At 65.8% G+C, this 24,073-nt stretch carries 18 protein-coding genes; 9 read left to right on the top strand and 9 right to left on the bottom strand.

The window, feature by feature from the left end:
- Positions 1–4: 4 nt before the first annotated feature.
- Together ACCQ07_RS15880 and ACCQ07_RS15875 are read right to left on the bottom strand one after the other, a co-directional pair.
- Entirely contained in the window at positions 5–982 is a 978-nt protein-coding gene (locus ACCQ07_RS15880) for a hypothetical protein (RefSeq protein WP_372363448.1), read from the bottom strand.
- A 280-nt stretch (positions 983–1,262) separates the two neighbouring features.
- Entirely contained in the window at positions 1,263–2,144 is an 882-nt protein-coding gene (locus tag ACCQ07_RS15875) for an outer membrane protein assembly factor BamD (RefSeq protein ID WP_005915798.1), read from the bottom strand.
- 120 nt (positions 2,145–2,264) lie between these two features.
- On the opposite strand from ACCQ07_RS15875, the gene rluD reads away from it, so the two are divergent.
- Genes rluD through ACCQ07_RS15855 form a run of 4 tightly spaced genes read left to right on the top strand, consistent with a single transcriptional unit; the run spans position 2,265 to position 5,022 of the window.
- Positions 2,265–3,260, top strand: a complete 996-nt coding sequence (gene rluD / locus ACCQ07_RS15870; RefSeq protein ID WP_008577792.1) for a 23S rRNA pseudouridine(1911/1915/1917) synthase RluD — start codon at positions 2,265–2,267, stop codon at positions 3,258–3,260.
- A gap of 1 nt (position 3,261) precedes the next feature.
- Positions 3,262–4,074, top strand: a complete 813-nt coding sequence (gene pgeF / locus ACCQ07_RS15865) for a peptidoglycan editing factor PgeF (protein WP_218488481.1) — start codon at positions 3,262–3,264, stop codon at positions 4,072–4,074.
- A gap of 2 nt (positions 4,075–4,076) precedes the next feature.
- On the top strand, positions 4,077–4,601 hold the full coding sequence (locus tag ACCQ07_RS15860; protein ID WP_014090849.1) for a DUF4166 domain-containing protein: 525 nt from the start codon (positions 4,077–4,079) through the stop codon (positions 4,599–4,601).
- Positions 4,588–5,022 (top strand): thiol-disulfide oxidoreductase DCC family protein, encoded by a 435-nt coding sequence (locus ACCQ07_RS15855; protein ID WP_033479391.1) that lies wholly within the window; start codon positions 4,588–4,590, stop codon positions 5,020–5,022. The genes ACCQ07_RS15860 and ACCQ07_RS15855 overlap by 14 nt, the downstream gene beginning before the upstream one ends.
- 202 nt (positions 5,023–5,224) lie before the next feature.
- Here the strand turns inward: ACCQ07_RS15855 and ACCQ07_RS15850 are convergent, their stop codons facing one another.
- From ACCQ07_RS15850 to ACCQ07_RS15825, 6 genes are all read right to left on the bottom strand, one after another.
- Positions 5,225–7,093 (bottom strand): methyl-accepting chemotaxis protein, encoded by a 1,869-nt coding sequence (locus ACCQ07_RS15850; RefSeq protein ID WP_372164225.1) that lies wholly within the window; start codon positions 7,091–7,093, stop codon positions 5,225–5,227.
- 714 nt (positions 7,094–7,807) lie between these two features.
- Entirely contained in the window at positions 7,808–10,246 is a 2,439-nt protein-coding gene (locus ACCQ07_RS15845; protein WP_218561303.1) for a glucose/quinate/shikimate family membrane-bound PQQ-dependent dehydrogenase, read from the bottom strand.
- 623 nt (positions 10,247–10,869) lie between these two features.
- On the bottom strand, positions 10,870–12,237 hold the full coding sequence (otsA, locus tag ACCQ07_RS15840; protein WP_008577799.1) for an alpha,alpha-trehalose-phosphate synthase (UDP-forming): 1,368 nt from the start codon (positions 12,235–12,237) through the stop codon (positions 10,870–10,872).
- On the bottom strand, positions 12,234–14,012 hold the full coding sequence (locus ACCQ07_RS15835; protein ID WP_008577800.1) for a glycoside hydrolase family 15 protein: 1,779 nt from the start codon (positions 14,010–14,012) through the stop codon (positions 12,234–12,236). Before ACCQ07_RS15835 ends, otsA begins: the two co-directional genes overlap by 4 nt.
- Positions 14,013–14,060: 48 nt before the next feature.
- Entirely contained in the window at positions 14,061–14,819 is a 759-nt protein-coding gene (gene otsB / locus ACCQ07_RS15830; protein ID WP_065627904.1) for a trehalose-phosphatase, read from the bottom strand.
- A gap of 141 nt (positions 14,820–14,960) precedes the next feature.
- Complete coding sequence (locus tag ACCQ07_RS15825; protein ID WP_057681821.1) at positions 14,961–17,396, bottom strand: TonB-dependent receptor plug domain-containing protein; 2,436 nt, start codon at positions 17,394–17,396, stop codon at positions 14,961–14,963.
- A gap of 220 nt (positions 17,397–17,616) precedes the next feature.
- Here ACCQ07_RS15825 and ACCQ07_RS15820 point away from each other — a divergent pair, with 220 nt between their 5' ends.
- From ACCQ07_RS15820 to ACCQ07_RS15800, 5 genes are all read left to right on the top strand, one after another.
- The gene (locus tag ACCQ07_RS15820; RefSeq protein ID WP_372164221.1) at positions 17,617–18,090 is read left to right on the top strand and encodes a DUF3574 domain-containing protein; all 474 of its coding nucleotides are present in this window, start codon (positions 17,617–17,619) and stop codon (positions 18,088–18,090) included.
- Positions 18,057–19,121, top strand: coding sequence for an XAC2610-related protein (locus ACCQ07_RS15815; RefSeq protein WP_218507794.1), 1,065 nt, complete (start codon positions 18,057–18,059; stop codon positions 19,119–19,121). The genes ACCQ07_RS15820 and ACCQ07_RS15815 overlap by 34 nt, the downstream gene beginning before the upstream one ends.
- 137 nt (positions 19,122–19,258) lie before the next feature.
- On the top strand, positions 19,259–20,860 hold the full coding sequence (locus ACCQ07_RS15810) for a SulP family inorganic anion transporter (RefSeq protein WP_136732868.1): 1,602 nt from the start codon (positions 19,259–19,261) through the stop codon (positions 20,858–20,860).
- 8 nt (positions 20,861–20,868) lie between these two features.
- A complete protein-coding gene (locus ACCQ07_RS15805) occupies positions 20,869–22,026 on the top strand; it encodes a lysozyme inhibitor LprI family protein (RefSeq protein WP_372364155.1) in 1,158 nt (385 codons plus the stop codon).
- A gap of 294 nt (positions 22,027–22,320) precedes the next feature.
- Positions 22,321–23,139, top strand: a complete 819-nt coding sequence (locus ACCQ07_RS15800) for a DUF3014 domain-containing protein (RefSeq protein WP_014090840.1) — start codon at positions 22,321–22,323, stop codon at positions 23,137–23,139.
- A 226-nt stretch (positions 23,140–23,365) separates the two neighbouring features.
- Here the strand turns inward: ACCQ07_RS15800 and ACCQ07_RS15795 are convergent, their stop codons facing one another.
- Positions 23,366–24,073: a glutathione S-transferase gene (locus tag ACCQ07_RS15795; RefSeq protein WP_372363447.1), complete on the bottom strand. Its 708-nt coding sequence runs from the start codon at positions 24,071–24,073 to the stop codon at positions 23,366–23,368.

Raw genomic sequence — 24,073 nt, 5'->3', positions numbered from 1 at the left:
CTGGTCACTCGGCTGACGCAGTGGCTGCCGCTGCGCTGGCTGGCGGCTGGGCGAACCGCGTGAGCAGATCCAGGGGCGGTTTTGGTCGGGCCAGGTCGTACATCAGGCCAAAGTGGCCTTCAGGCCCCTGGATGGTGGCCTGGTCCAGTAATTCGTAGACATTCACCTCGGCCACCACGTCGGCGTAGTTGTCACGCACGTTGCGCAACAGTTGCGCCAGGCTGTCGTAACAGCCCCGATCACCTGCGGTGCCGCCAGTGGTGCTGCCTGTATAGATCTCCGCACAGTTCAGCTCGTTGAAGAACACCGGGGTGTTGTAGGTACGCGCGGCAGTGCGCAGCTGGCCCAGATACAGGTCCGTCCAATAGCCGGCATCCTGGTAGAACGCGTAGTAGTGGAAGCTGATGTGGTCGAAGTTGAAGCCGGCCGCCTTGGCTTTTGCCAAAAACCACAGCGAGCCGTTGCGATCGCCCGGGCAACGCGCGTTGGCGCTGCGATCGTCGCTATTGCAGGCGGTGATGTTGATGGTGAAGCGCAAACCTGCGCCCAGTTCGTCGGAAGCCTGGCGCATGCCCAGATACATCGTGGTCATTGCGGCGATGCGGGTATCGGCTTCGGCGCGGACCAGATCCTGTTCGTTGCCGATTTCCCAGACCTTGATGTCTGCGGCATAGCGGCGTGCCAGCTGGTAGCCGATCTCGCGCGACATCGGGTAGACCATCGGGCGCAGGGTGATGCCGTACTTGCGCGCCAAGGGGACGAGCGCATCCAGCGTGGCGTAATCGCGCGGATCGATATCGAACCGGTAGCTGCCCAGGTTGCGCGCTGCCAGCAGTTTGAAGCGTGCCTCGGCCTGGGTCATGGCGTAGCCGGAACGGCTGTCGTGCGCGTTGACGCCGTAGACGATGGGGGCCGCGGTGGCGCTGGCGGTCAGGGCCGCCAGCGAGAGCATGAGCAGCAACGCGATGGTGGCACGAGACATGCGGCTTCCTTGGCTGGCGCTCGAAGGAGTCGGAGCTGGTTCGGGATGAGTATAGACAGCAGACCCAAGGGCATTGGGTGACCTGGTGCCGGTTCCAGAATGCGCGCACCGGCTCCGGCCATGCGTCTGCGCGTGGGAACCAATTGCTCGCGTGGGCGCATCAGCGGCGGCAATCGCCGCCGTATCGTCGTCGGTCCGGCACTTTCGTGCTGCCGTCATCGTCGCGGCAACAAAAAAGAGGCCTTTCGGCCTCTTTTCGTCGTGCGCTGCGCCTGATATCTCAGTCGCGATTCATCTGCGAATTGCTCTGCCCGGTCGCGGCGGATTTTTCGCCGGCAAACGGGTTGAGCTTGCGGATGGCCCACGGGTATTTCGGCCAGTTGCCGGTCAGCCACGGATGCTGCGGGTCGTTGAGCTCCAGCACGCGGCGTGCGTCGGCTGCCAAGGTCTTGTTGCCCAGGTGCGTGTAGGCCTCGGCCAGTACCGCGACCGCGTCGTACTGGAAGGCGCTCTGCGGATAGGTTTCGAGCAGGTAGTTGGCACGGCCGGCGGCCGACACCCAGGCGTCGCGGCGCAGGTAGTACAGCGCGTTGTCCAATTCGTGCTGGGCGAAGATGTCGCGCAGCTCGATCATGCGCTTGCGTGCGTCGGCGGCGTAACGGCTGTTCGGGTAGCGATCGGTGACGGTATTGAAATCGTTGTAGGCCTGCTGCGGCGAAGACAGGTCGCGGCGGCTCGGGTCCAGCGACCACACGCGGCGCAGGAACACCGTGTCGCGGTTGCTGTTGGCCAGGCCGCGCAGGTAGTACAGATACGAGATGTTGCGGTGGGTCGGGTAGGTCCGGATGAAGCGGTCGACGCTGGAGACGGCGTCGTCGTGCTTGCCGGCCTTGTACTGGGCGTAGGCGGTTTCGATCATCGCCTGCTCGGTGTACGGGCCATACGGGTACTGGGCGATCAGGCGCTTGTAGCTGGCTTCTGCGCCGGCCCAGTTGCCTTTCTCCATCAGGTTATGGCCCTTGCCGTAGAGCTGCTCGACCGGCATGCCCTCGTCGGGATTCTTGTCCTTGGCGCCTCGGTGGCAGCCGGTGACGACGAACGCCATGACCAGCATGAGGGCAATCAGGCGCGCAGGCGCGGAAAACGTGGACCGTCGGATCATGGGTCTGGGCAGGACGCATCAGGAAAACGAGAGCGCGATGATAGCCTAGTGGCCTGTCCGGCGACTGACTCCCGCCGCCCGGACCCCAAATTCCCGCTTTTTGCCCGAGTGCCCGTGTCCATGTCCGACCCATCTGCCGAACCCCTCGACCCGTCCATCCGCCAGGCGATCGTGCCCGACAACGCCGCCGGACGCCGTTTCGACGCAGTGCTGGCCGAGCTGTTCCCGGAATTTTCGCGCTCGCGGCTGTCGGAATGGATCAAGTCCGGCGACGCGCTGCTGGACGGTGAAATGGCGCGCCCGCGCGATACCTTGCGCGGCGGCGAGAGCGTGCAGCTGCAGGTGGTGCTGGAAACCCAGACCCACGCCGCGCCGCAGGACATTCCGCTGAGCGTGCTGTACGAAGACGAGCAGGTGCTGGTGATCGACAAGCCGGCCGGCCTGGTGGTGCATCCGGGCGCCGGCAATCCGGACCAGACCCTGGTCAATGCGCTGCTGTTCCGCGACCCGGCGCTGGCCTCGGTGCCGCGCGCCGGGGTGGTGCATCGCCTGGACAAGGACACCAGTGGCGTGATGGTGGTGGCGCGCACCGTGCAGGCGCAGACCGCGCTGGTGGAGCAGCTGTCCGCGCGCGAGGTGCATCGCCAGTATCTGGCCGTGGTGGTGGGCGCGCTGGTCTCCGGCGGCACCGTCAACGCCCCGATCGATCGCCACCCGCGCGACCGCCTGAAGATGGCGGTGCGCGACGACGGCCGCGATGCGGTCACCCATTACCGCCTGCGCGAGCGTTTCCGTGCGCACACCGCGCTGGAGTGCCGGCTCGAAACCGGGCGTACCCACCAGATTCGCGTGCACATGGCGCACCTGAAGTCGCCGATCGTCGGCGACCCGCTGTACGGCGGCGCGCTCAAGCTGCCCAAGGGCGCTACCGACGAGCTGGTGCACGAACTGCGCAGCTTCAAGCGCCAGGCGCTGCACGCCGAAACCCTGGAATTCCTGCATCCGGTCAGCGGCGAGCCGGTCCGCGCCAGTGCGCCGGTGCCGGCCGATCTGCAGCGCCTGATGACCGTGCTGCGCGAAGACAGCGCACGCGCCGCCGAGCTGGCACGCCGCTGAGATGCCCATGGCTGCGCCCTTCACCCTGCCAGCCGACTGGCCGGCGCCACCGCGCATCCGTGCGCTCACCACGCTGCGTCACGGTCTGGGCGGCTCGCTGCCGCCGTTCGATACGCTCAACCTTGGCAACCGCAACAGCGCCGAAGGCGATGTGCCCGAGCAGGTGGAGCGCAACCGGGCACTGCTTGCCGCGGCACTGCAACTGCCGAGCTCGCCTCAGTGGTTGCGGCAGGTGCACGGCGTGGACGTGGTACGGGTGGATGCACCGCCCGCTGCACCCGATTCCACCGACTGCGCGGCGGATCAGCCGCCAGGCGCGCACGAACCGGTTGCCGATGCTGCGGTGACCTCGGCGCCTGGCGTAGTACTGGCAATCCTCACGGCCGATTGCCTGCCGGTCGTGTTCGCTGCCGTCGATGGCAGCGAGGTCGCTGCTGCACATGCCGGTTGGCGCGGGCTGGCCGACGGCGTACTGGAGCGCAGCGTGGCGGCGATGCGGACGCCACCTCAGCAACTGGTGGCCTGGCTGGGTCCTGCCGCGGGGCCCCAGGTGTATGAGATCGGCGAGGACGTGTTCGGCGCCTTCGTTGCGCACGATGCACAGGCGCAACAGGCGTTTGTCGCCACGCGCCCGGGGCACTGGCGGGTGGATCTGTATGCGCTGGCACGTCAGCGGCTGCAGCGGGCCGGTGTGCCGGCCGCTGCGGTGTATGGCGGCGGGTTGTGCACCATTTCCGATCCGCAGCGCTTTTTCTCGCATCGCCGCGATCGCCGCAGCGGACGCATGGCCACGCTGGCCTGGATCGCGCCCTGAGCGTGCCGCTGTTCGCACAGGTGCTGGGGCAGGACGCGTTCGAGCAACTGCCTGCGCCGGTGCGCGCGCTGCATTCGGTGCAGCAGCGGCAGACCTTCGCCGGCCGGGCCAGGATTCAACGCGGCACGCATGCGCTGGTTCCGTTGCTGGCGCTGCTGAGCCGCTTGCCGCGCAGTGGCGAGGTGGCGGTGGAAGTGGATTTTCTGACCGACGCGCGCGGCGAGCGCTGGCATCGGCGCTTTGATGGCATGCCGATGCATTCGCGGCTATGGCGTCATGGCGCCAGCTTGCGCGAACACCTGGGCGCGGTGCGCTTTGAATTTTCGCTGCAGGCCGATGCGCAATCGTTGTATTGGCAGGCCACCGGCGTGTGGGCGTTCGGGATGATTCGGTTACCTGCCCGCTGGTTCCGGCAGGTGCGCTGCCGCGAGCATGCCGACGGCGGCCGTTATGCGTTTCTGGTGGACGTGCAGTTGCCGCTGGTAGGACCGTTCATTCGTTATGAGGGCTGGCTTGAACCGCGCTGATCAATCGCCTGTTGCCCCACCTGCGGCGCGGGCCACCATCGTCTTCGATGGCGTGTGCCTGCTCTGCAATGGCTGGGTCAAATTCCTGCTGCGCCACGATCGGCGTGGGCGCTATTGCTTTGCTGCCATGCAGGGGCAAGCCGGGCGCGCACTGTTGCAGCAGCACGGTCTGGATCCGGACGACCCTTTGTCGTTTCTACTGGTGGACACCACCGGTGCCTGGACCGATAGCGACGCGATCGTGCGCGTGCTTGCGGGATTGGGCGGGCTCTGGCGGCTGAGCGAGGCGCTGCGCCTGATCCCGCGTCGCGTGCGCGATCTCGGCTACCGGCTGATCGCACGCAATCGTTATCGCTGGTTCGGCCGCAGCGATCACTGCATGCTGCCCACGCCCGAGCAGCACGCGCGGTTTCTGGACTGAGGCAGTGCACCCGGCATCGGGGCGCTGGCCTGAGGCGCGCTGCATCGCATTGCGATGCAATTCACTGCGAACCTACGCCGGAACGAGGCGACGCGGCGCATCGCTCGGCTGGCCTCAGCAGCGCACCTGTTGATGGATGGCATTTCCGCAGAAACCCGGTCGCGCCCGGGTGCGCTCCTACGAATCGCTGTGCATGCCAGGCTTATGCCGCGTTGTGGAAGCTGGCGCGCGCGACGTGGGAAGCGCCGGGACGGGTGTCGGATTGCAGGCGGAAGATCGAGACTGCATCGGCCAGTTCCACGGCCTGTTCTTCCAGGCTGCGCGCAGCGGCGGTGGCTTCTTCCACCAGCGCAGCGTTGCGTTGGGTCACCTCGTCCAACTGCGCGACCGTGCGGTTGACCTGCTCGATGCCGCTGGACTGCTCGGCGCTGGCCGAGGTGATCTCGCTCATGATGTCGGTGACGTGTTTGACCGAGCCGACGATCTCGCGCATGGTCGCGCCGGCGCGGTGCACCAGGCCCGAACCCAGTTCCACCTTGTCGGTGGAGTCGGCGATAAGCGTCTTGATTTCCTTGGCCGCATCGGCCGAGCGCCGTGCCAATGCACGCACTTCCGAGGCAACCACCGCAAAACCGCGGCCCTGTTCGCCGGCACGCGCGGCTTCCACTGCGGCGTTGAGCGCCAGGATGTTGGTCTGAAACGCGATGCCGTCGATCACACCGATGATCTCGCCAATCTTGCGCGAGGCGGTGCTGATCTGGCCCATGGTGGCGACCACCTCGTCCATCACCTGGCCGCCGCTCTGCGCCACGTCGCCGGTGCCGACGACCAGGCGATTGGCCTGCAGCGCGCTCTCGGCGTTTTGCTTCACGGTGGAAGTGAGTTCTTCCATCGAGCTGGCGGTTTCTTCCAGGTTGGCCGCCTGTTGCTCGGTGCGCTCGGAAAGATCCATGTTGCCGGCGGCAATTTCCACTGCGGCCTGGCGGATGGTGTCCGATGCGGCCTGGATGCCGCCGATGATTTCGGTGAGGCGGGTGACGGTCTGGTTGGTGTCATCGCGCAAGCGCGCGAAGATACCGTGCGCATCGCCGTCCACACGCTGGGTCAGGTCGCCTTCGGCCAGCGCGCCGATCACGCGCGCCAATGCGGCCAGATGGGTTTCCACCGAGTCGTAGATGCGGTTGATGCCTTGCGCCAGGGTCAGCAACACACCGTCCATGCCATCGATCTGCATGCGACGGCTGAAATCGCCGGCCGAGGCGGCGTCGATGATCTGGATCAGTGCCTGTTCGGCGTTGACCTGCGCGGTGACGTCCATCCACTGCGCGATGGTGCCAAGCTTGGTGCCGTCGGCGGCGATGATCGGGCTGTACACGAAGTCGATCTGGCGGCCGAAGAATGGCGCACGCACGGCCTTGGAGGCATTCAACGCGCGCATGCGGTCGATCGCGGCCTGGCTGTCGGGATAGATGTCGCCGATGCTGCCGCCGACGAAGCCTTCGGCATGGAAGCTGGGACGGAAGCTCTGCACATCCGGCTCGATCAGCTTGAGCATGGCGAGCAGTTTGCGGTTGGCAAACAGCACCTGTCCATCGTCGTCGGCGATGCGGATCATGGTGTCCAGATCGTCCAGCGCCTTGATCACGAACTGGCCATGGCGCAGGCCTTGCTCCATCACATCGATGCGGATGGCGAGCTTGTCCTGGGCATCCTGCAGCGCGTGCAGCAACGGTGCGAGGTCGCCGGAGGCGTTGCGCAGGTCCAGACGCTGGGTGCGTCCGTCGCCGATCGCCACCACCGCACGCATTGCCTGCTGCAACTGCGTGTCGTGACGACGGCGCGACCACCACCAGAGCCCGGCGCTTGCCGCGCCCAACACCAGCAGGGCGGGCAGCACGCGCCCGAGCCCGCTCAGGAAGCTGCCGGGTACCAGCGTGGCGGCATAGCAGGCCAGCAATGCCATCAGCGCGACATGTGCAGCGGCGGGCAGCCATGTAGTCCAGGTGGCGCGCGCAACGTGCCGACCGGCGGGCGGTTGGGCAACGGGGGCGGCATCGTGTGCAAGCGACATAGGCTGAGTCCAGCTGGATGATCTGAGAAGGGGGAGCGGCATCGGCAGTCCATGGCCCGCAATGGGGGTATCGGCGGCTGAGTCCGAATCATGATGATGTGAAGGTGCCGTTCGTCGGAATGTGACAACCAGGTCCCGAAATGGCGTGATGTCCTTGATATGAAAGCGATTTCAGTTCGGCAGGGTATGCGTGCCCGTGGCGATCGACGCGCGAGTACGTCGACTCAATTGTAAATTCTGCGTGAAAAGCGCCCGCGCGAGCGAATGCCCGGCATGTCAGCGAACTGCTATTGGGAGCGGGCAAATCCCATCGAAGTTGGGGCTGATTCGGTTGCCAACGGCCTGCGCGCTGGATTCGCACTTGCGCAGCATCTGACTGCCGCATGGGAGCGCCATCCTGGGAGGTTGGCCTGGGTTCGGACGCCTGAAACTCAGCTCCGACAGCAAGCGCGTTAGCCGCGCGTCATACGCTGGGCCGACATCGCCGGCTTTGCCCCCACGTGCCTTCGCCGTAGCGGCAAGCGCGCACAAAAAAACCGGCCGTCTCGCGACGACCGGTTGATTGGTGCATCCGTCGGCCCTGGACCGACGGCAGGTGGCCTATGCGCCAGAGCGCAGCCAGGCGGTGATGCGCAGCGGCCAAGGCAGTGCAGACTGCATGCGCTCATGCGCATCGGCGTACCGCCTGGCCGCGTGGTGCTTGGAGCGCTGCCGTTACTTGGCAGGCGCGGCCTGCGCATCGTCCGGCAGGGCCCAGGCAATGACGCTGTCGCCCGACTTGGTTTCCATGCGGTCGTGTCCACCGACGGCGGCCACGATGTATTGCTTGCCGTTAATGGTGTAGCTCATCGGCGCTGCCTGCGGGCCGGCGGGGACGCGGGTCTCCCAGACCTGCTTGCCGGTGCGGGTGTCGAAGCCGCGCATGAAGTCGTCCAGGGTCGCGCCGATGAAGGTCACCCCGCCAGCGGTGGCCAGCGAGCCGCTGTTGTTGGGCGTGCCGATCTCGAACTTGGTCTTGGACGGAATGCCCATCGGCCCCTGGTCGTAACCGGTGCCCAGCGGACGGCGCCAGATCACCTGCTGCGTGCGCAGGTCCACGCCGGCGATGTAGCCCCACGGCGGGGCCACGCACGGGGTGTTGAGCGGCGACATCCACGGCTCCTTGCGGGCGCCGTAGGCCAGGCCCTTCTGCGCCATGTAGCCGGGCGTCTTGCTCTTGCCGTCGAACACCGACACCACGCCCAGCTCATTCATTTTTTCGCGGGTATACACCTGCAGGGTGTACGGCAGGCGATTGCTGTTCATCACCATGATGCCGCGCTGCAGATCCACCGAAACACCGCCCCAGTTGATGCCGCCGTGGTTGCCGGTGAAGGCCAGCGACCCCTGCAGGGTGGGCGGGGTGAACATGCCTTCGTAGCGCAGTTGCTTGAACTGGATACGGCAGACCAACTGGTCGAACGGGGTCATGCCCCAGGCATCGGATTCGATGATTTTTTCGAACTCGCGGCTCGGCGCGCCCACGGTGTTGGGCATGCCCGGCGAGATCGGTTGCGTGGCAGCGGTCCAGTCGCCGTGGTCGGTTCCCTGCGGTACCGGGATCTGCTTGACCGGCATGATCGGCTCGCCGGTGGCGCGGTCCAGCACGAACACCTGGCCGGACTTGGTGGCCTGGATCACCGCAGCACGCGTACCGCCGCCAGCGATCGGCCAATCGACCAGGTTCGGCTGCGGGCCGATGTCGTAGTCCCACAGGTCGTGGTTGACGGTACGGAAGTGCCAGCGTTCCTTGCCGGTGGCGGCATCCACCGCAACCAGCGAGGCGGTGTATTCCTCGTCCTGCGGGGTGCGGCCCTTGCCGAAGAAGTCGCCGGATGCATTGCCGGTGGGCAGATAGACCAGGCCCAGCTCGTCGTCGGCGGCCATCAGCGACCATACGTTCGGGGTTGAGCGCGTGTAGGTCTGGCCGGCCGGCGGCTCGGCGGTGATCGCCGGGTTGCCCAGGTCCCAGGCCCAGCGCAGCTGGCCGGTGAGCGCATCGAAGCCGCGCACCACGCCGGACGGCGCATCGCCTTCCTGGCCATCGCGGACCTGGCCGGTCGGCTGGATTACCACGCCGCGCATCACCACCGGCGGCGAGGTCGGGCCGACGAAACCCGGCTTGGTGTTGCCGGTGCCCGCATTCAGATCGACATAGCCGTTGCTGCCGAAGCTGGTGCACAGCTTGCCGGTCTGCGCGTCCAGCGCGCCAAGGCGGCCATCGACCATCGGCCAGAAGATCCGGGTCGGGCACTCGGCGGTGCCTTCGGGCGCCTGGTAGTACGACACGCCACGGCAGGTGGTGGCAGCCACGCCCGCCATCGCCTTCGGGTTGGTCTGCGGATCGAAGCGCCAGCGCTCCTTGCCGTTGGCTGCTTCCACCGCGATCACCTTCTGGGTGGGGGTGCAGATGTAGAGCAGGTCGCCGACCTTGAGCGGGGTGTTCTGGAAGGCGTAGCCCAGCTTGGAGTCCTTGGGCTTCAGGTCGCCGGTGTGGAACTCCCACGCAACCTTGAGATTCTTCACGTTGTCCGGGGTGATCTGCGCGCCGGGCGTGTAGTGGTTGGACAGATTGGAGCCCGCATAGGAGGTCCAGTTGCTGGCGTCGTGATTGGCCGCGACGTTGCCGTCGGGGCTGGGCACGGTGCCGCGGCTGAAGGCCGTGGCGCTGTCGGCCGGCAGCTTGGAGGCATCGGCCAGCTCGACATTGCGCGGCATCAGCAGCGGCCACAGGATCAGCGCCGCACCCAGGATTGGCAGCACGCCGGTCACCAGCGCATAGCCCAGGCCGGACAATGGCTGCATGCGACGACGCGCCACACCCCAGAACGGCAGCAACACCAGCCCCAGCACCGACATCATGGCCAGGCGCGGTACCAAGCCCCAGCCATCCAGGCCCACTTCCCACAGTGCCCAGGCGATGGTGCCGGCCAACGTGGCGCCAAACAGCCACAGCCCGGCGCGCTTGCCCAGCGCGAGCAGGACGCCCGCAAGGAACAGGGCAATACCCGCGATCAGGTAATACCAGGAGCCGCCGACGGCCACTAGGCGGCCGCCTTGATAGGCGAGCACCGCGCCAAGCACGGCGATCACCACGGCATAGGCCACCAGCAACCAGGTGCCTAGCCCACGTTTTGAGGATTGATCAGTCATTTTGAGATGTCAGGAAGGACTCGGGCACCAGCGAGCGGTGGCGAGTCGTGGAGGGAGAGCGATCGCAGGCGCCATCACGCGGCCCGGATCCAGAGACGAACGTTGAACGCTATGAACGCGCAGCCCCTCCCAGGGTCCTCAGCGCTAATCATGTGAATATTTTAGACCCCCACACGCCCTTTGTCCGTGACGGAATAGGAACCAGCGTTCCAACCTGCACGTTTGGCATAGCGGAAACATGTGGCTGTCGAACGCTTTGCCAAGTGCGGTCCGTTGCCTGCAGAGCCGGGTCGACATGCGCTGCTACTGAGCGCGACCACGATGGAAGCGCAGGGTGTAGCGGCGCACGTTGCCTGTGACTGCCGTGTCGAGTGCAGCGACAGGCTATCGAGGTCCGAGGTATTCATCCCCTTGCGCGTCGGGGCAGCTTGGTCGGACATCGCAGCGGCCCGATGTGGCTGCATCATGCAGGAAGTCCTCCGGGAACTACGGACTTCAGGCAAATTGCGCCGTACATTCATCGGCCTTTCGGCCACTTTCTTCCTCATGAAGGAGGGCAATGTCGCGGCGGAAGAAGGTTTGTCCTACACCTCAGAGAGCGCTTGCAGATAGCGCTGGCGCCAGTGGTTGATGTTGTTCTTGCGCAGGTGGTCCATCATTGCGTGCCAGCGTTCGATGCGGCTTGCCAACGGCATGCTTGCCGCTGTGGCGATCGCGTCGGCCACGCCATCCAGATCGTGCGGGTTGACCAGCAGCGCTTCCTTCATTTCATCGGCTGCACCTGCAAACAGCGACAATACCAGCACGCCCGGGTCTGCCGGGTCCTGCGCGGCCACAAATTCCTTGGCAACCAGGTTCATGCCATCGCGCAGTGGCGTGACCAGACACACCGAGGCCGCGCGATAGAAGCCTGTCAGCGTGGCATGGCTGAAGTTCTGGTTGACGTAGCGCAGCGGCGTCCAGTCCGGCTCTGCATGTCCGCCATTGATGTGGCCGGCGATCTGTTCGAGCTGGCTGCGCAATTGACGGTATTCGGTGACATCGCCGCGCGAGACCGGTGCAATTTGCAGATAGGTCAGGCTGCCGGATTGATCCGGATACCGCTCCAGGTAACGCTCGAAGCCCTGAAAGCGCTCCGGCAACCCTTTGGAATAATCCAGGCGGTCCACGCCGATGGCCAACTGTCGGCCACGCAGGCTTTCGCGCAGATCACGCACCGCCTGCTTGCCGGCAGAGGCCTTGGCCTGGTGGGCAATCAGGTCGGTATCGATCCCGATCGGAAACGAAGAGGCGGTGAAGCGGCGTCCACCCGGGCCTTCCACCAGGTCGCCTTCCAGAATGCGGCCACCGCCGAACAGGCGCACATAGGCCTTGAAACGTTCGGCATCGCGCTGGGTCTGGAAGCCGACCAGGTCGTATGCATAGAAGGTACTGAACAGGCGCGCGTGATCGGGCATGGCCTGCACCAGATCGGCTGAAGGCATCGGCACGTGCAGGAAGAAGCCCATCTTGCAGCCCACGCCCAGCTCGCGCAGCATCGCGCCGAGCGGAATCATGTGGTAATCGTGGATCCACAGCGTGTCGCTGTCTTTCAGCAGCGGCGCGAGTTTCTCGGCAAACAGCCGGTTGACGCGCATATAGCCTTCGCGGGTAGCGCGATCGTAATCGACCAGGTCCAGGCGGAAGTGCAGCAAGGGCCACAGCGTGCGATTGGCGAAGCCGTTGTAGTACGAATCGATGTCGCGCTTGTTGAGGTCCATGGTGACGAAGGTGATGTCGCCTTCGGTCTGCTCGTGCATGCCGCCGCTGTCGCCGCGCACGGTCTTGCCGCTCCAGCCGAACCACATGCCGCCGCGTTCCTTGAGCGCCGCCAACAGGCCAACTGCCAGGCCACCGGCGCGGGTTTCGCCGGGCACCGCAACGCGGTTGGATACCACCACCAAACGACTCATGACGCCTCCTGCCAGCTCCGCGACAAGCGCATCGCTGCGATGATCAAGCCAACATGCGAATAGGTCTGAGGGAAATTCCCCCAGGCTTCGCCGTCCTCGAACGATAGATCTTCCGACAGCAAGCCCAGGTGATTGCGGCGCGAAAGGATGCGCTCGAACAATTCACGCGCCTCGTCCTTGCGCCCGATCGCAGCCAGTGCATCGATGTACCAGAAGGTGCAGATGGTGAAGCTGGTTTCCGGCTCACCGAAGTCATCCGGTGCGATGTAGCGGTATAGCGCATCGCCGTGCTTGAGCACGCGACCGACCGCCTCGACCGTGCGCACGAAGCGGCTGTCGTCGTTGGCGACGATGCCGATATCGGCCAGCAGCAAGAGCGATGCATCGAGCCGGTGGCCGCCGAGGGTGTCGGTGAAATGGCCGCGCTCCTCGCTCCAGGCCTCGCTCAACACGCGTTCGCGGATGCTGTCGGCACGTTCGCGCCAGTAGCTGCTGCGCTCGGGCAGCACCAGCCGGTCGGCGATCTTGGACAGGCGATCGCAGGCCGCCCAGCACATCGCCGCGGTGTAGGTATGCACTTCGGCACGGCCGCGAAATTCCCACAGGCCGGCATCGGGCACGTTATGCAACGCATAGGCGCGCTCGCCCAGCGGTTCAAGCCGGCGGAAGGTGTCGGCATCGCCTTGATCCTTCAGGCGCAGGTCGAAGAACAGCTGTGTGGACGCCAGCACCACGCTGCCATAGACATCGTGCTGCTGCTGGATCCACGCCAGGTTGCCGCGCCGCACCGGCCCCATGCCGCGGTAGCCGGCCATGGTATCGACTTCGTGTTCTTCCAGTTGCGATTCGAAGCCGATGCCGTACAGCGGCTGCATGGTGCCGTCGGTAGTGGCGATATTGAAGATGTAGCCGATGAACTGCTCCATCGTGCGGGTCGCGCCGAGCCGGTTGAGCGCACGCACCACGAAGGCGGCGTCGCGCAGCCAGCAATAGCGGTAGTCCCAGTTGCGCGGCGTGTTGGGCGCTTCCGGAATCGAGGTGGTCATCGCCGCGATGATCGCGCCGCTGTCTTCGTACTGGCACAACTTCAGCGTGATTGCGCTGCGAATCACCGCTTCCTGCCAGTCCAGCGGAATGGACAGGTAGCGCACCCATTCGCGCCAGTATTCTTCGGTGCGTTCCTGCGCTTCCTGCACGTAACCGGTGAGCGAGCGGGTCAGCGATTCGTCCACGCCCAGCACCAGGCTCACCGGATGGCTGAGCACGAACGGCAAGCCGTCGCGTACGAAGCGCACCGGCACATCGGTGGTCAGGCGCAGGGTGAATTCCGGCAACACCCAACGGATGTGATTGCTGCCCCAGGTGGTGTCCGGCGTGCGGCCGCCCCAGTCGGCCAGCGGGCGGGCGCGCACGATGATGCGCGGGTTGCCGCTCAGTGGCCGGATCTGGCGGATGATGCTCACAGGCCGATAGAAGCGTCCGTTGTTGCGCCAGCGCGGCGCGAAGTCGATGACTTCCAGCTCGCCACCGTGGCTATCGCGCAACACTGTGCGCAGCACGGCGGTATTGGGCAGGTAGTGCTGCTCGCTGCTGGCAAAATCTTCCAGTTCCACGGCAAAGTCGCCGCCTTCGGTCTTGGGCGAAAGCAGCGTGCAAAAGGCCGGGTCGCCGTCGAATGCCGGCAGGCAACTCCACACCACACGTGCCTGCCGATCGACCAATGCACCGAAACTGCAGTTGCCGATGACGCCCAGATCCAGGTTTGGCTCGGTCATGGAGTGCAAACGATCCTGTTGAAGTGAATGAGAGAAGGTGCGCTGTGCTCAGCGGCTGCGTGCGTTGCGTTGCAACCACGCGTGTACGTCGGCGGTGCCACCGACGCGAAAGCGCGCGCTGGTCTGTGCGCGATCGCCGACCAGCACGCTCCAGCCACCGAGCCGGTTGGCGGCGTCGAAGCCGAATTCGTCGGTGAGGTCGTCGCCGACGAACACCGGCGTGCGGCCGGCGAAGGTGCCGTGCTGCATCAGTTGCTCGACCGCCAGGCCCTTGTTGCTGCCTTCGGGCACGAATTCCACCACGTGGTCGCCTGGCTGCAGGCGATAACCGGAAAGCTGTGCAATTTCCTGCTGCGCGAAGGCGAGCACCTCGGGGCCGGCCTGCGGCCGGGCGCGCCAGTGCAGTGCCACGCTGGCACCCTTGTCTTCGACCAGCACGCCTGGATGCTGGTGCGTCAGCGCCGCGGCACGTTGATGCAGGCCGTGCAGCCACTCGGACGTGTCTTGCGGCATTGCCGCGCGTGCCGCGAGATCGCTACGCAGTTGGTGCCCGTGCAGACCGGCGGCCGGCAGCAGCAATGGCGCGAACAGGGCGTCCAGCTGGGCAAGCGGCCGGCCGCTGACCAGCGCAACGGCGCCGTTGAGACGCTCGCTCAGCAGGCCGATGGCCTCGCGCACTTCGGGCAATAGCTTCACCGCCTCGGGGCGGTCGGCAAAGTCGATGAGGGTGCCGTCCACGTCCAGAAACAATGCACAGGCATCGTCCAGCAATGGCGGCGACGGTAGGGGGGAATGCGCGTCTGCCATTGCGCTAGTGTGCGCAATGGGGTGTGAGATTCAGGTTATGGAACGGCGGAGATTCGTGAGTCGGGATTGGGGATTCGCACGAAGTACGATGTTTGCCAATCCCGAATCCCGAATCCCGAATCCCGAATCCCGAATCCCGAATCAGAAGCTGTACCGCACCCGCCCATACCAATACGCGCCGTTGCTGCCGATCGGCGAGAGCACGTCGTAGGGCAGGTTGCCGAAGTAGGCGATGTCGTCGATGGAACGGTCCGAGTAGTTGTCCAGGATGTTCTGCCCGCCGATGGCCAGCGTCCATTGCGTGCCCAGGTGATATTCGGCTTCCAGGTCCAGTTGCCACTCGGCGCCGTAGGTCTGGCGCGGCACGAAGCCGCCACCGAAATCGAACACGCGCGTGGCGCTGCCGTAGCGGTTGACGCGAGTCTGCAGGTTCCAGTGCTCGTTGCTCCAGTTCGCGGCAAGCGAGGCGCGGGTGCGCGGTGCGGCGTCGGTGAGCGTGTTGCTTTCTTCCACGCCGAACAGCACGTACTCCGGGTTCAATGCGAGCAACTGGGCCGGGGTGGCGATGATGTTTTCCAACTCGGTCTTGGCATAGCTGTAGGTGCCGGTCAGCAGCAGGTCGCCGCCGAAGGCGTACTGACGCCAGTTGGCGACCAGCTCGGCGCCGCGGGTGCGGGTATCGGCGGCGTTGAGGAAATAGCTGGCGCTCTGCACCCCGGTGACGCCGTAGTTCTGCTGCACGAAGCTGGTCAGCGCATCGCCGGTGATGTCTTCGGACAGCGCAATGCGGTCGTCGATATCGATCTGGAAAAAGTCCAGCGACACGTCGAAGTGATCGCCCAGCTTGCTGGTGAAGCCCAGGCTGTAATTGACCGACTTTTCCGGCTTCAGATCGGTGGCGCCCAGTCCGCGCGCGATGGGGTTGTTGACCGACAGCAGGCGACCCTGGGTCAGGCGGCCGGCGGCGTCGTAACCGGTGGAAGTGGCTTCATAGCCGATCTGGCTGAGCGAAGGCGCACGCACGTTGTTGGAGATGGCGCCACGCAGCGCAAAGGCCGGTGCGAATGCGTAGCGTGCGGCCAGTTTGCCGGTCCACTGGCTGCCGAAATCCTGGTAATGCTCGTAGCGGCCAGCCAGGTCGGTGGAGAACTTGTCGCCGAACTGGCTGGAGACGTTGGCGTAGGCGCTGGCCACGTTGCGCGACAGGTCGGCTTCGTCCTGCGGAGTGAGCCCGCCGCCGGCCTGCGAGCCGGTGGGACGATCGGTGAACGGGCCGGCCGCGTAGCTGGCCGGATCGCCGGCGTGGGTGCGGTATTGCTCGCGGCGGAACTCGGCGCCGGTGCCGAACGTGTGCGTGGCGCCGGCGGCGTCGAACACGCGGGTCAGGTCGATGTTGCCCACGGTCTGCGCGAAGGCGAAATCACCGGTCTTGAAGCGTGTGGGGCTGCCGGGTCCCAGCGATGCATTGAGCGAATTGCGTAGCCGGTAGGTGAAGTCGTTGCGGCCGTAGTTGACGCTGGCGTCGTAATCCCAGCTGCCCCATTGCCCGCGCGCACCGGCCACGAGTTGCAGGTCGCGATTCTCGCCTTCGGAGATCGGGCGGTAGCCATTGGGGTAGATCTCGCGCCAGTTGGCGCTGCCGTCCGGGTAGCGGAAGTAATTGGCGCCTTCGGTATCGCGCTGGTTGTAGGTGCCGAAGGCGTAGAACTCGCCGCTGGCGCTGAATGGCACCTTGGTGTTGAGCCAGGCATTCAGGCCCTTGGTGGCGCCATCGCCGAGCACGTAATTGCGCTGGCCCCGCAGCGCCAGATTGGCCGGGGTCTGTTCTTCGAACGAGGGAATCTGGTCGAAGCCGGCGCGGTTGGTGGCCTCGCGGTTCTTCAGCTCCAGGCCGACCTTGAAGAAGCCGCCGTCGTCGCCCAGCAGCGTGCCCACTTTTGCGCTGGCATAGCTGGTCTGGCCGTCGGTGACGCGGCGGTCGATCGGCTTCACGTCGGTGTTGTAGGCGCCGAAGCTGGCTTCCAGTTCGCCGCGCTCGGGGTTGTCGTCCAGGATCACGTTGATGACGCCGGCAATTGCATCCGAGCCGTATTGCGCGCCGGCCCCGTCGCGCAGCACTTCGATGCGCTTGATCGCGTTGATCGGGATGGAATTGAAATCCACCGGCGTGGTGCCCTTGCCGATCTTGCTGTCGGTGTTGACCAGCGCCGAGGTATGGCGGCGCTTGCCGTTGACCAGCACCAGCACCTGGTCGGGCGAGAGCCCGCGCAGCTGCGCGGCGCGGATATGGTCGGCGCCGCCGGAGTTGGACTGACGCGGGAAGTTGAAGGAAGGCAGCAGCGCCTGCAGCGCGCTGCCCAACTCGCCGTTGACCACGCCGGCCTTGCGGATGTCTTCGGCGGTGAGCACGTCCACCGGCACGGTGGATTCCAGCACGGTACGGTCGCTGGCACGGGTGCCGGTGACGATCACGGTGTCCAGGGTGGTGGCACCGGCATCGGCCTGCTGGGCTTGCGCGTTGGCGCTGAGCACGGCGGCGATGGCCAGGCCAATCACCGAAAGGGTGGGGCGGGTCATGCTGTTCTCTCTCCTGCAACTGCAACGCGCCGCGCGGTCGGCATCCGGCCGGGCTGGGGCGCAAGGGGGCGGATCGTCCACATTCATCCGGATGGAAAGATATTATCGCGTTGTTCAGGGCGGCGCGAGATGGCACAGTGCGTGCGCGCCGGCATGAGCTGATATCGGCCTTGCATGAGCCTGCCCCAAGTGCCCCCCCAGACCTGTTGTGGAGAAGTCGATGAAGTTGCTGCCGTCTTGCCTGCTTGCCGCCATGCTGGCGTTGACCGCTTGCGCCACCACGCCCGGCACCGTGCCGACCGCGACCACTGCCAGCCTGCAGGGCGATGCAGCGCGGCCGGCGGCGGCACGGGGTTGGGTGCGCAGCGAGTTGTATTTCGGCGTGGGCGAAGAATCCGGCCCGGCCGACCGCCCGCAGACCCGCACCATCGACGAAACCCAATGGCGCGCGTTTCTGGACAAGGAAGTGACCCCGCGCTTTCCCGATGGTCTGACCGTGTTCGACGCCTACGGCCAATGGTTGTTCCGCGGCGCCAAGGAGCCGAACCGGCTGGACACCAAGGTGCTGGTGATCCTGCACGAGGACACCCCGCAACGGCGCAACGACATCGAAGCGATCCGGCTGGCCTGGAAGCAGGCCACCGGGCACCAGTCGGTGCTGTGGTCGCGGCAGCCGGTGGAGGTGTCGTTCTGAGTCCGCTGGCCGGCTTGCGCACCGACAGGTCCGTGCAGTTGCCGACCGCCACGCTCGCCAGCGTCGATCGGCGTATGTCGCGCGTCTTCATGCATTGGCGGGCATCGCGTGCGCAGCCGGCGAGCGAGTGTCTGCGCACCGCTTCGAGCCAGCTGCGCATGCGCCTTGGCTTCTTGCATTTGTCGCCCGTCCGCGCCGCTCGCGCACTGTTGGTTGCGATGGCAGGCGGGCTGGCGTTCGGCGCTGCGGCAGACGACACAAGCCTTCGTCTGACGCTGGATGCGCAGACCCGTGCGACCGCCACCTTGGTCGGCCAGCGCCTGCATGTGGTGCTGTCTCCCGGCGATGCCGAACAGTGGTTCGACGCGAATGTGGACGATGGCGAAGGCGACGTGCAGCTGCGCAGCGACGACTACAACTTCGACGGGCGCCCGGATCTTGCGGTGTCGGTGATGCTGGGTCAGGTCAACGAGGCGGTCTGGGTCTTTGTGTTCGATCCTGCACAGCGCCGCTTTCATGCGCTTGCTGCACCGACGCGCCCGGCGGTGCAGTGCGAAGGATTCTTCAATCTGGTTGCCGATCAACAGCAGCGCAGCCTGACCAGTTCCTGCCGCGGTGGGCCGATGTGGTATGCGGATGTCTACCGCTACGACGCTGGCGGGCGGTTGTACGTTTGGCGGACGCAGCAGCGGATCGAGTCGCCGCAGATCCAGGCGTTGCTGGATTCGGGAAGCGAGGATGGCATGCCGCTGTCGGTGTGGCCGATGTACGACCCGCGCGGCGTCAAGGTGGCAAGCGAAATCGGTACCACGCTCGAGGAACCGATGCCGGTGCAACTGCACGTACAGGTGAGGCGTTTGCCGCTGTACGCCACGCCGACGGCCACCGTCACCAAACGCTATCTGGTGCGCGGCGATCAGGCCGATGCGCTGGACGTCAGCGCCGATGGTACGCGGTTGCAGGTGCGTTATCGCAGCGCCGGCCGCAGCGACAGCGTGGGCTGGATCGAGGTGGATGCGGCGATGCAGTAGCGGGCGATGGCGCCGGGCTGCCTGCTCACGGACAGCCCGACGGCCCCTGGCCACGACACGCTCTGATCCACCGCGCCGCTGTCGTCCCCGCAATGCAGCGGCTACCATCGGCCGACCCCCACGCTTCTCTGGTTCTCATGTCGGCTCCCTCTTCGCGTCCTGCGGCTGCGCCGCGCTGGTTCGTCGCTGGCGATCTCAATGGTTTCTTCGGCCTGGTGGTCGACAACCTGTCTATCCTTGGCTTCATCGCGATGGCCCTGGTCGGCATCTTCCAGTTCCCGGCCGACGTCGTGTTCCAGCGCATGTTCCCCGGCACCGCGTTCGGCGTGCTGGTGGGCAACCTGCTGTACACCCTGATGGCGCGGCGGCTGGCCGCACGCACCGGGCGCGACGACGTCACTGCCATGCCGCTGGGTCTGGATGCGCCCACCAGCATCGGCATGGCGCTGCTGGTGCTCGGCCCGGCATTTGCCGGCTTCAAAGCGCAAGGGCTGGACCCGCAGGCCGCCGCGATCGCCACCTGGAAACTGGGCATGGCCGCGTTGGTGGTGATGGGCCTGCTCAAGCTGGTGCTGTCCTTCGCAGGCGAAGCGGTGACGCGCGCGCTGCCGCGGGCGGCCCTGCTCGGTTCCATCGCCGGTATCGCGCTGGTGCTGATGGGCTTGCTGCCATTGCTGGAAACGCTCCGTTCGCCGGTAGCCGGCTTCGTTACCTTGGGCCTGCTGCTGTATGTGCTGCTCGCCAAGGGCCGCCTGCCGACCAAATTGCCCGGCGTGCTGGTGGCGTTCGTGATCGGCACCGCGTTGTATTACGGGCTTGGCCTGGCGGGATTGGGTGCCCCCGGCTTCGCCTTGCCGGCGTGGAATCCGCCGCAGATCGTGCTGCCGCTGCCGACGCTGGGCTTTATCGACGGCCTGCCGGCCACGGTGGCGTACCTGCCGTTGCTGTTGCCGTTCGGCTTGTTGATGGTGGTGGGCGGCATCAACGTCAGCGAGAGCGCGCGCGCGGCCGGCGACGATTACCGCACCCGCGACATCCTGCTGGTGGAAGCCTTGGCCACGCTGGTGGCCGGCGTCTGCGGCGGCGTTGCGCAGACCACGCCCTACATCGGCCAGCCCGCGTACAAGCACATGGGCGCGCGCTCCGGTTACACGCTGCTGACCGGGGTGTTCATCGGGATCGGCGGCATGCTTGGCGTGATCAGCGGCTTGGTGCAGTGGCTGCCGCTGGCCGTGCTGGCGCCAATCATCGTGTATGTCTCCATCGACATCACCACCCAGGCATTCCAGGCCACGCCCAGGCAGCATGCCGGTGCGATGGTGCTGGGCTTTCTGCCGTCGGTCGCGTACCTGCTGACGATTAAGGCGCCGGGCTGGATTGCACCGGATCAGCTGGTCGCGCTGACCACCAAGGTCGATGGCCACGGGTTGCCGGAGCTGGCAGTGATCTTCGCGCTGGGCAATGGCTTCATCATCACCGCGATGCTATGGATCGCCACGGTGGCGGCGATGATCGACGGCCGCTTGCGACGCGGCGCGGCGTTCCTGCTGGTAGCTGCCGGGCTGACCCTGTTCGGCCTGATCCACTCGGTGGACCCGCGCGGCGGCATCTACCTGCCGTGGTCGCTGCAAGGCCTGGCGCGGGTGATCAGCTGGCAGTTCGTCGGTGCCTATGTGGCGCTGGCGGCGACGCTGCTGCTGCTGTCGCTGCTGCCGGCGCGCAAGGAGGCGTTGCAGTGACTTATCGGATGCGTGTCGTGCAGAGCATTGTGGCTGGCGCTTTGGTGCTGAGCGCTGGCGCCGCATGGTCGGCGTCGTTCGACTGCAAGCAGGCGGGCACGCCGGTGGAAAAGCGGCTGTGCGCGGTGCCGGCGCTCGGCCAGCTGGAAGATCAGCTGGATGAGGCCTACCGCGGCGTGCTGGACACCACACCGCGCGCCTCGCTCACCGCAGTGCGCGATCAGCAACGCGCCTGGTTGCGCCAGCGCAATGCCTGCGCGCAGGACGCCAAGGTAGATGCCTGCCTGCAACGCAGTCTGAAGACCAGGGTCGATGCGCTGGGCAAGACACTCGACGCCCAGCAGCAAACGCTGGACCGCATCATCGCCAGCATCCCGAAAACGCCAGCGGACGCTGCGCGCCAGTTGCAGGGCTACGACGCGCCGCTGGCATCGGCATGGCTGGCGTATCTGCATGACTTCGTGCCTGCCGCTGGCGTGGATGCGGCGTTGGCGAGCGCGCGTTTTGAAAGCGCACGCAAGGCGTTGCGCAAGACCGACGATTTCGCAGCGTCCTTGCTCGACGATGTGGAAGGCGCGCCCGCCATGCAACAGCAACAGCGTGTGCTGACCTTGTTGCGCATGTGGATCGAGCGCGAAGATCGTTCCGAGCGGCCGTATGTGCATTGCTTCATCTTCGCTGCAGTGGGCGAGCCGGCTTATGAGGCGTTCGGCCCGCTCTATGGTTCGACACGCGACAGTTTCGCGCCGATCTGCGAGCCGCCCGGTGGGCTGTTCGCGCGACCGAGCTGGAAACAGCTGGATGACGGATTCGCAGGACTGATCGAAGCCTTGAGCAAGGACGCAGGCACCATTCGCTATGCCAGCTACGCCGAGTGGCAGATCATCGCGCTCCGGGCTGCCGTGTCGCCGGCACTGTACCTGCAGCCGGAGTTGCGCAAGCGCTACGGCAACGATCCGGATCAGGCGATTGCTGCGTGGTCCGGCGACGACAGCGACTGGCCGGCAGCCGAGCGCAACGCTGCGCGCGCGCTGTTGCCGAAGGTGCGCGCAGAGACGGCCGCCTGGCTGGTAAGCGAAAAGCACATGCCGGCCAGGCAGGCCGAACAGGTTGCCGCTGCAATTGTCGCGGCTTGGGTGAACGCGCGATTGGATTTCGTCGGCTAAGCGGCGTGGATCGCGCAGCGAAGCTTCTGCCGGTCCGCTACACGGCCTTTGCCCGCCCACCATCGCAGGACACGCTGCAAGTACGTCCCTGTGGCTCCTCGGCGGCATTCATGCCGCCAAGAGTCCCGCGACAGTAAGACAGCCGGCGAGCCGGGCGCTGCGTTTCCCGTGGTCGCGGGCGTAGTGCGCCGCGTCCAGCGTCAAGCGGCTCAACGAGCGACACCGTAAATCGATGGAACCACCGCAGCATCCCACGGTCACACACTGGATGTTGTCGATGTCAGGAGTTCCACGATGCAAAGCAAATCCTCGCGCTGGCCGTGGTTGTTGGCGGTCCCCTTGATCGCTGGCGCCGCGTGGTGGCTGTTCAGCGGCCCGCCCGATCCGCAGGGCACCTTGCCTGCACCCATCAGCCGTACCGCCAGTGCTGTGGCCGCTGCGGTCAGCCCACAGCCGACGCCGGCCAGTGGCGAGCCGCGTCATCCGGTGCCGGCAGCATCGGCCGACGCTGCCGATGCTGCGATTCCTGCGTTGGCGCAAAGCGACGATGCCGCGTGGCAAGCGCTGCGGGCGTTGGTGCAGGACGATGACGCGTTGTCGATCGTGTTGCGCAAGCACCTGATCGAACGCGTGGTGGTGATGATCGACAACCTCACCCAACCCAGCATCAGCCGCCGTGCCTTGGTGCTGCAGCCGGTGCCTGGCGAGTTGCAGGTGGCCGGCACAGGCGATCATCCGGTGCTCGATCAGGCCAATGCGGCGCGCTATGCACCTTACGTGGCCGCATTCACCAGCGTGGATGCGCAGGCCATGGCGCGCAGCTATGTGCGCTTCTATCCACTGTTTCAGCAGGCGTACGCGGATCTGGGCGCGCCGGATCGTTACTTCAACGACCGCGTCATCGATGTGATCGACCACTTGCTGCGCACGCCTGAGCCGACGCAGCCGATCGGCGTGCAACGCGACGACCGTGGCCGCTACCGCTTCGTCGACCCATCGCTGGAATCGCTGTCGGTGGGGCAGAAGGCACTGCTGCGCCTGGGGCCGACGCAAGCGGCTGCAGTCAAGGCGCAACTGCAGCGGATTCGCACGGCCTTGCTGCAGGGGCGCTGAGGCCGCTGGCTTCCCGCTACCGGAGAGCGAACGCCGCATGTCAGGCGACCTGCGGCCTTCGCACCTGGGTGGGTGCGTACGTACACGACGTAACGCTGCACGCGTCGCTCAGGGTCAGGTGGCGTGGTTGCGTGATCGATCGCGGCAATCAGCACCGCGGGCCGCGCCGCACCCTTATGCGGCGCCAGCCTGTTGCGACCGGCCGCAGCGCCCTCGCTGCCGCTGCCTATGCCGCATCCAGCTCCGGGTAATGGCGGAAGATGCCGTTGGTATTGAAGGACACGCGTCGTTCGGACGCCAGATAGGCCGCAACGCGCGGCCGTTGCGCCACGTGCCGCTGCAGCGCCTTCAGCCCTGGCAAGTTTTTTGCCAACCTCGCCATGCGTCTGGGGAACATGTACTCCAGGCCACTCACCAACTGGAACAACGATAGATCCACGTACGAATGCGTGCCGAGCACGTGCGTGCCGCCAGCCTGTTGCAGGACCTGCTCGAAATAGCCCAGGAATTTGGGCAAGCGGTTTTCACGCAGGTCCTGCGCACGCTTGGCCGCTTCGGCTTGTTGGTCTTCGTAATACAGGCCGGTTGCGATCGGGTGGTGGGTATCGTGCACCTCGGCCACCAGATCGGCGATGGTCAGCTGCAATTGCAGCGCCTGTAGCCGCTGTGGTTCCGAATCGGGCACCAATTGCAGCTGTGGCCCGATAAAGTGCAGGATCGCCGCGACCTGTGCCACCACCACGTCGCCGGCTTTGAGAAATGGTGGTGCGAACGGCTGCGCGCCCACCTGCTCGCCTTGCAAAAACGCCGTCATGACCTCGTCGCCCTGGATACGTGCGACATCGGTGTAGGCCGCGCCGGCGTCTTCCAGTGCCAGTCGCACGAATTCGCCGCGGCCTTGCAGACCGGTCCAGTAGTACAGCTGATAATGCAT

It is taken from the genome of Xanthomonas sp. NCPPB 3583 (assembly GCF_041475715.2).
Classification (GTDB): Bacteria; Pseudomonadota; Gammaproteobacteria; order Xanthomonadales; family Xanthomonadaceae; genus Xanthomonas; species Xanthomonas euvesicatoria.
Note: the sequence above shows the minus strand (reverse complement) of the source record. Positions and strands in the feature narration are given on the sequence as shown.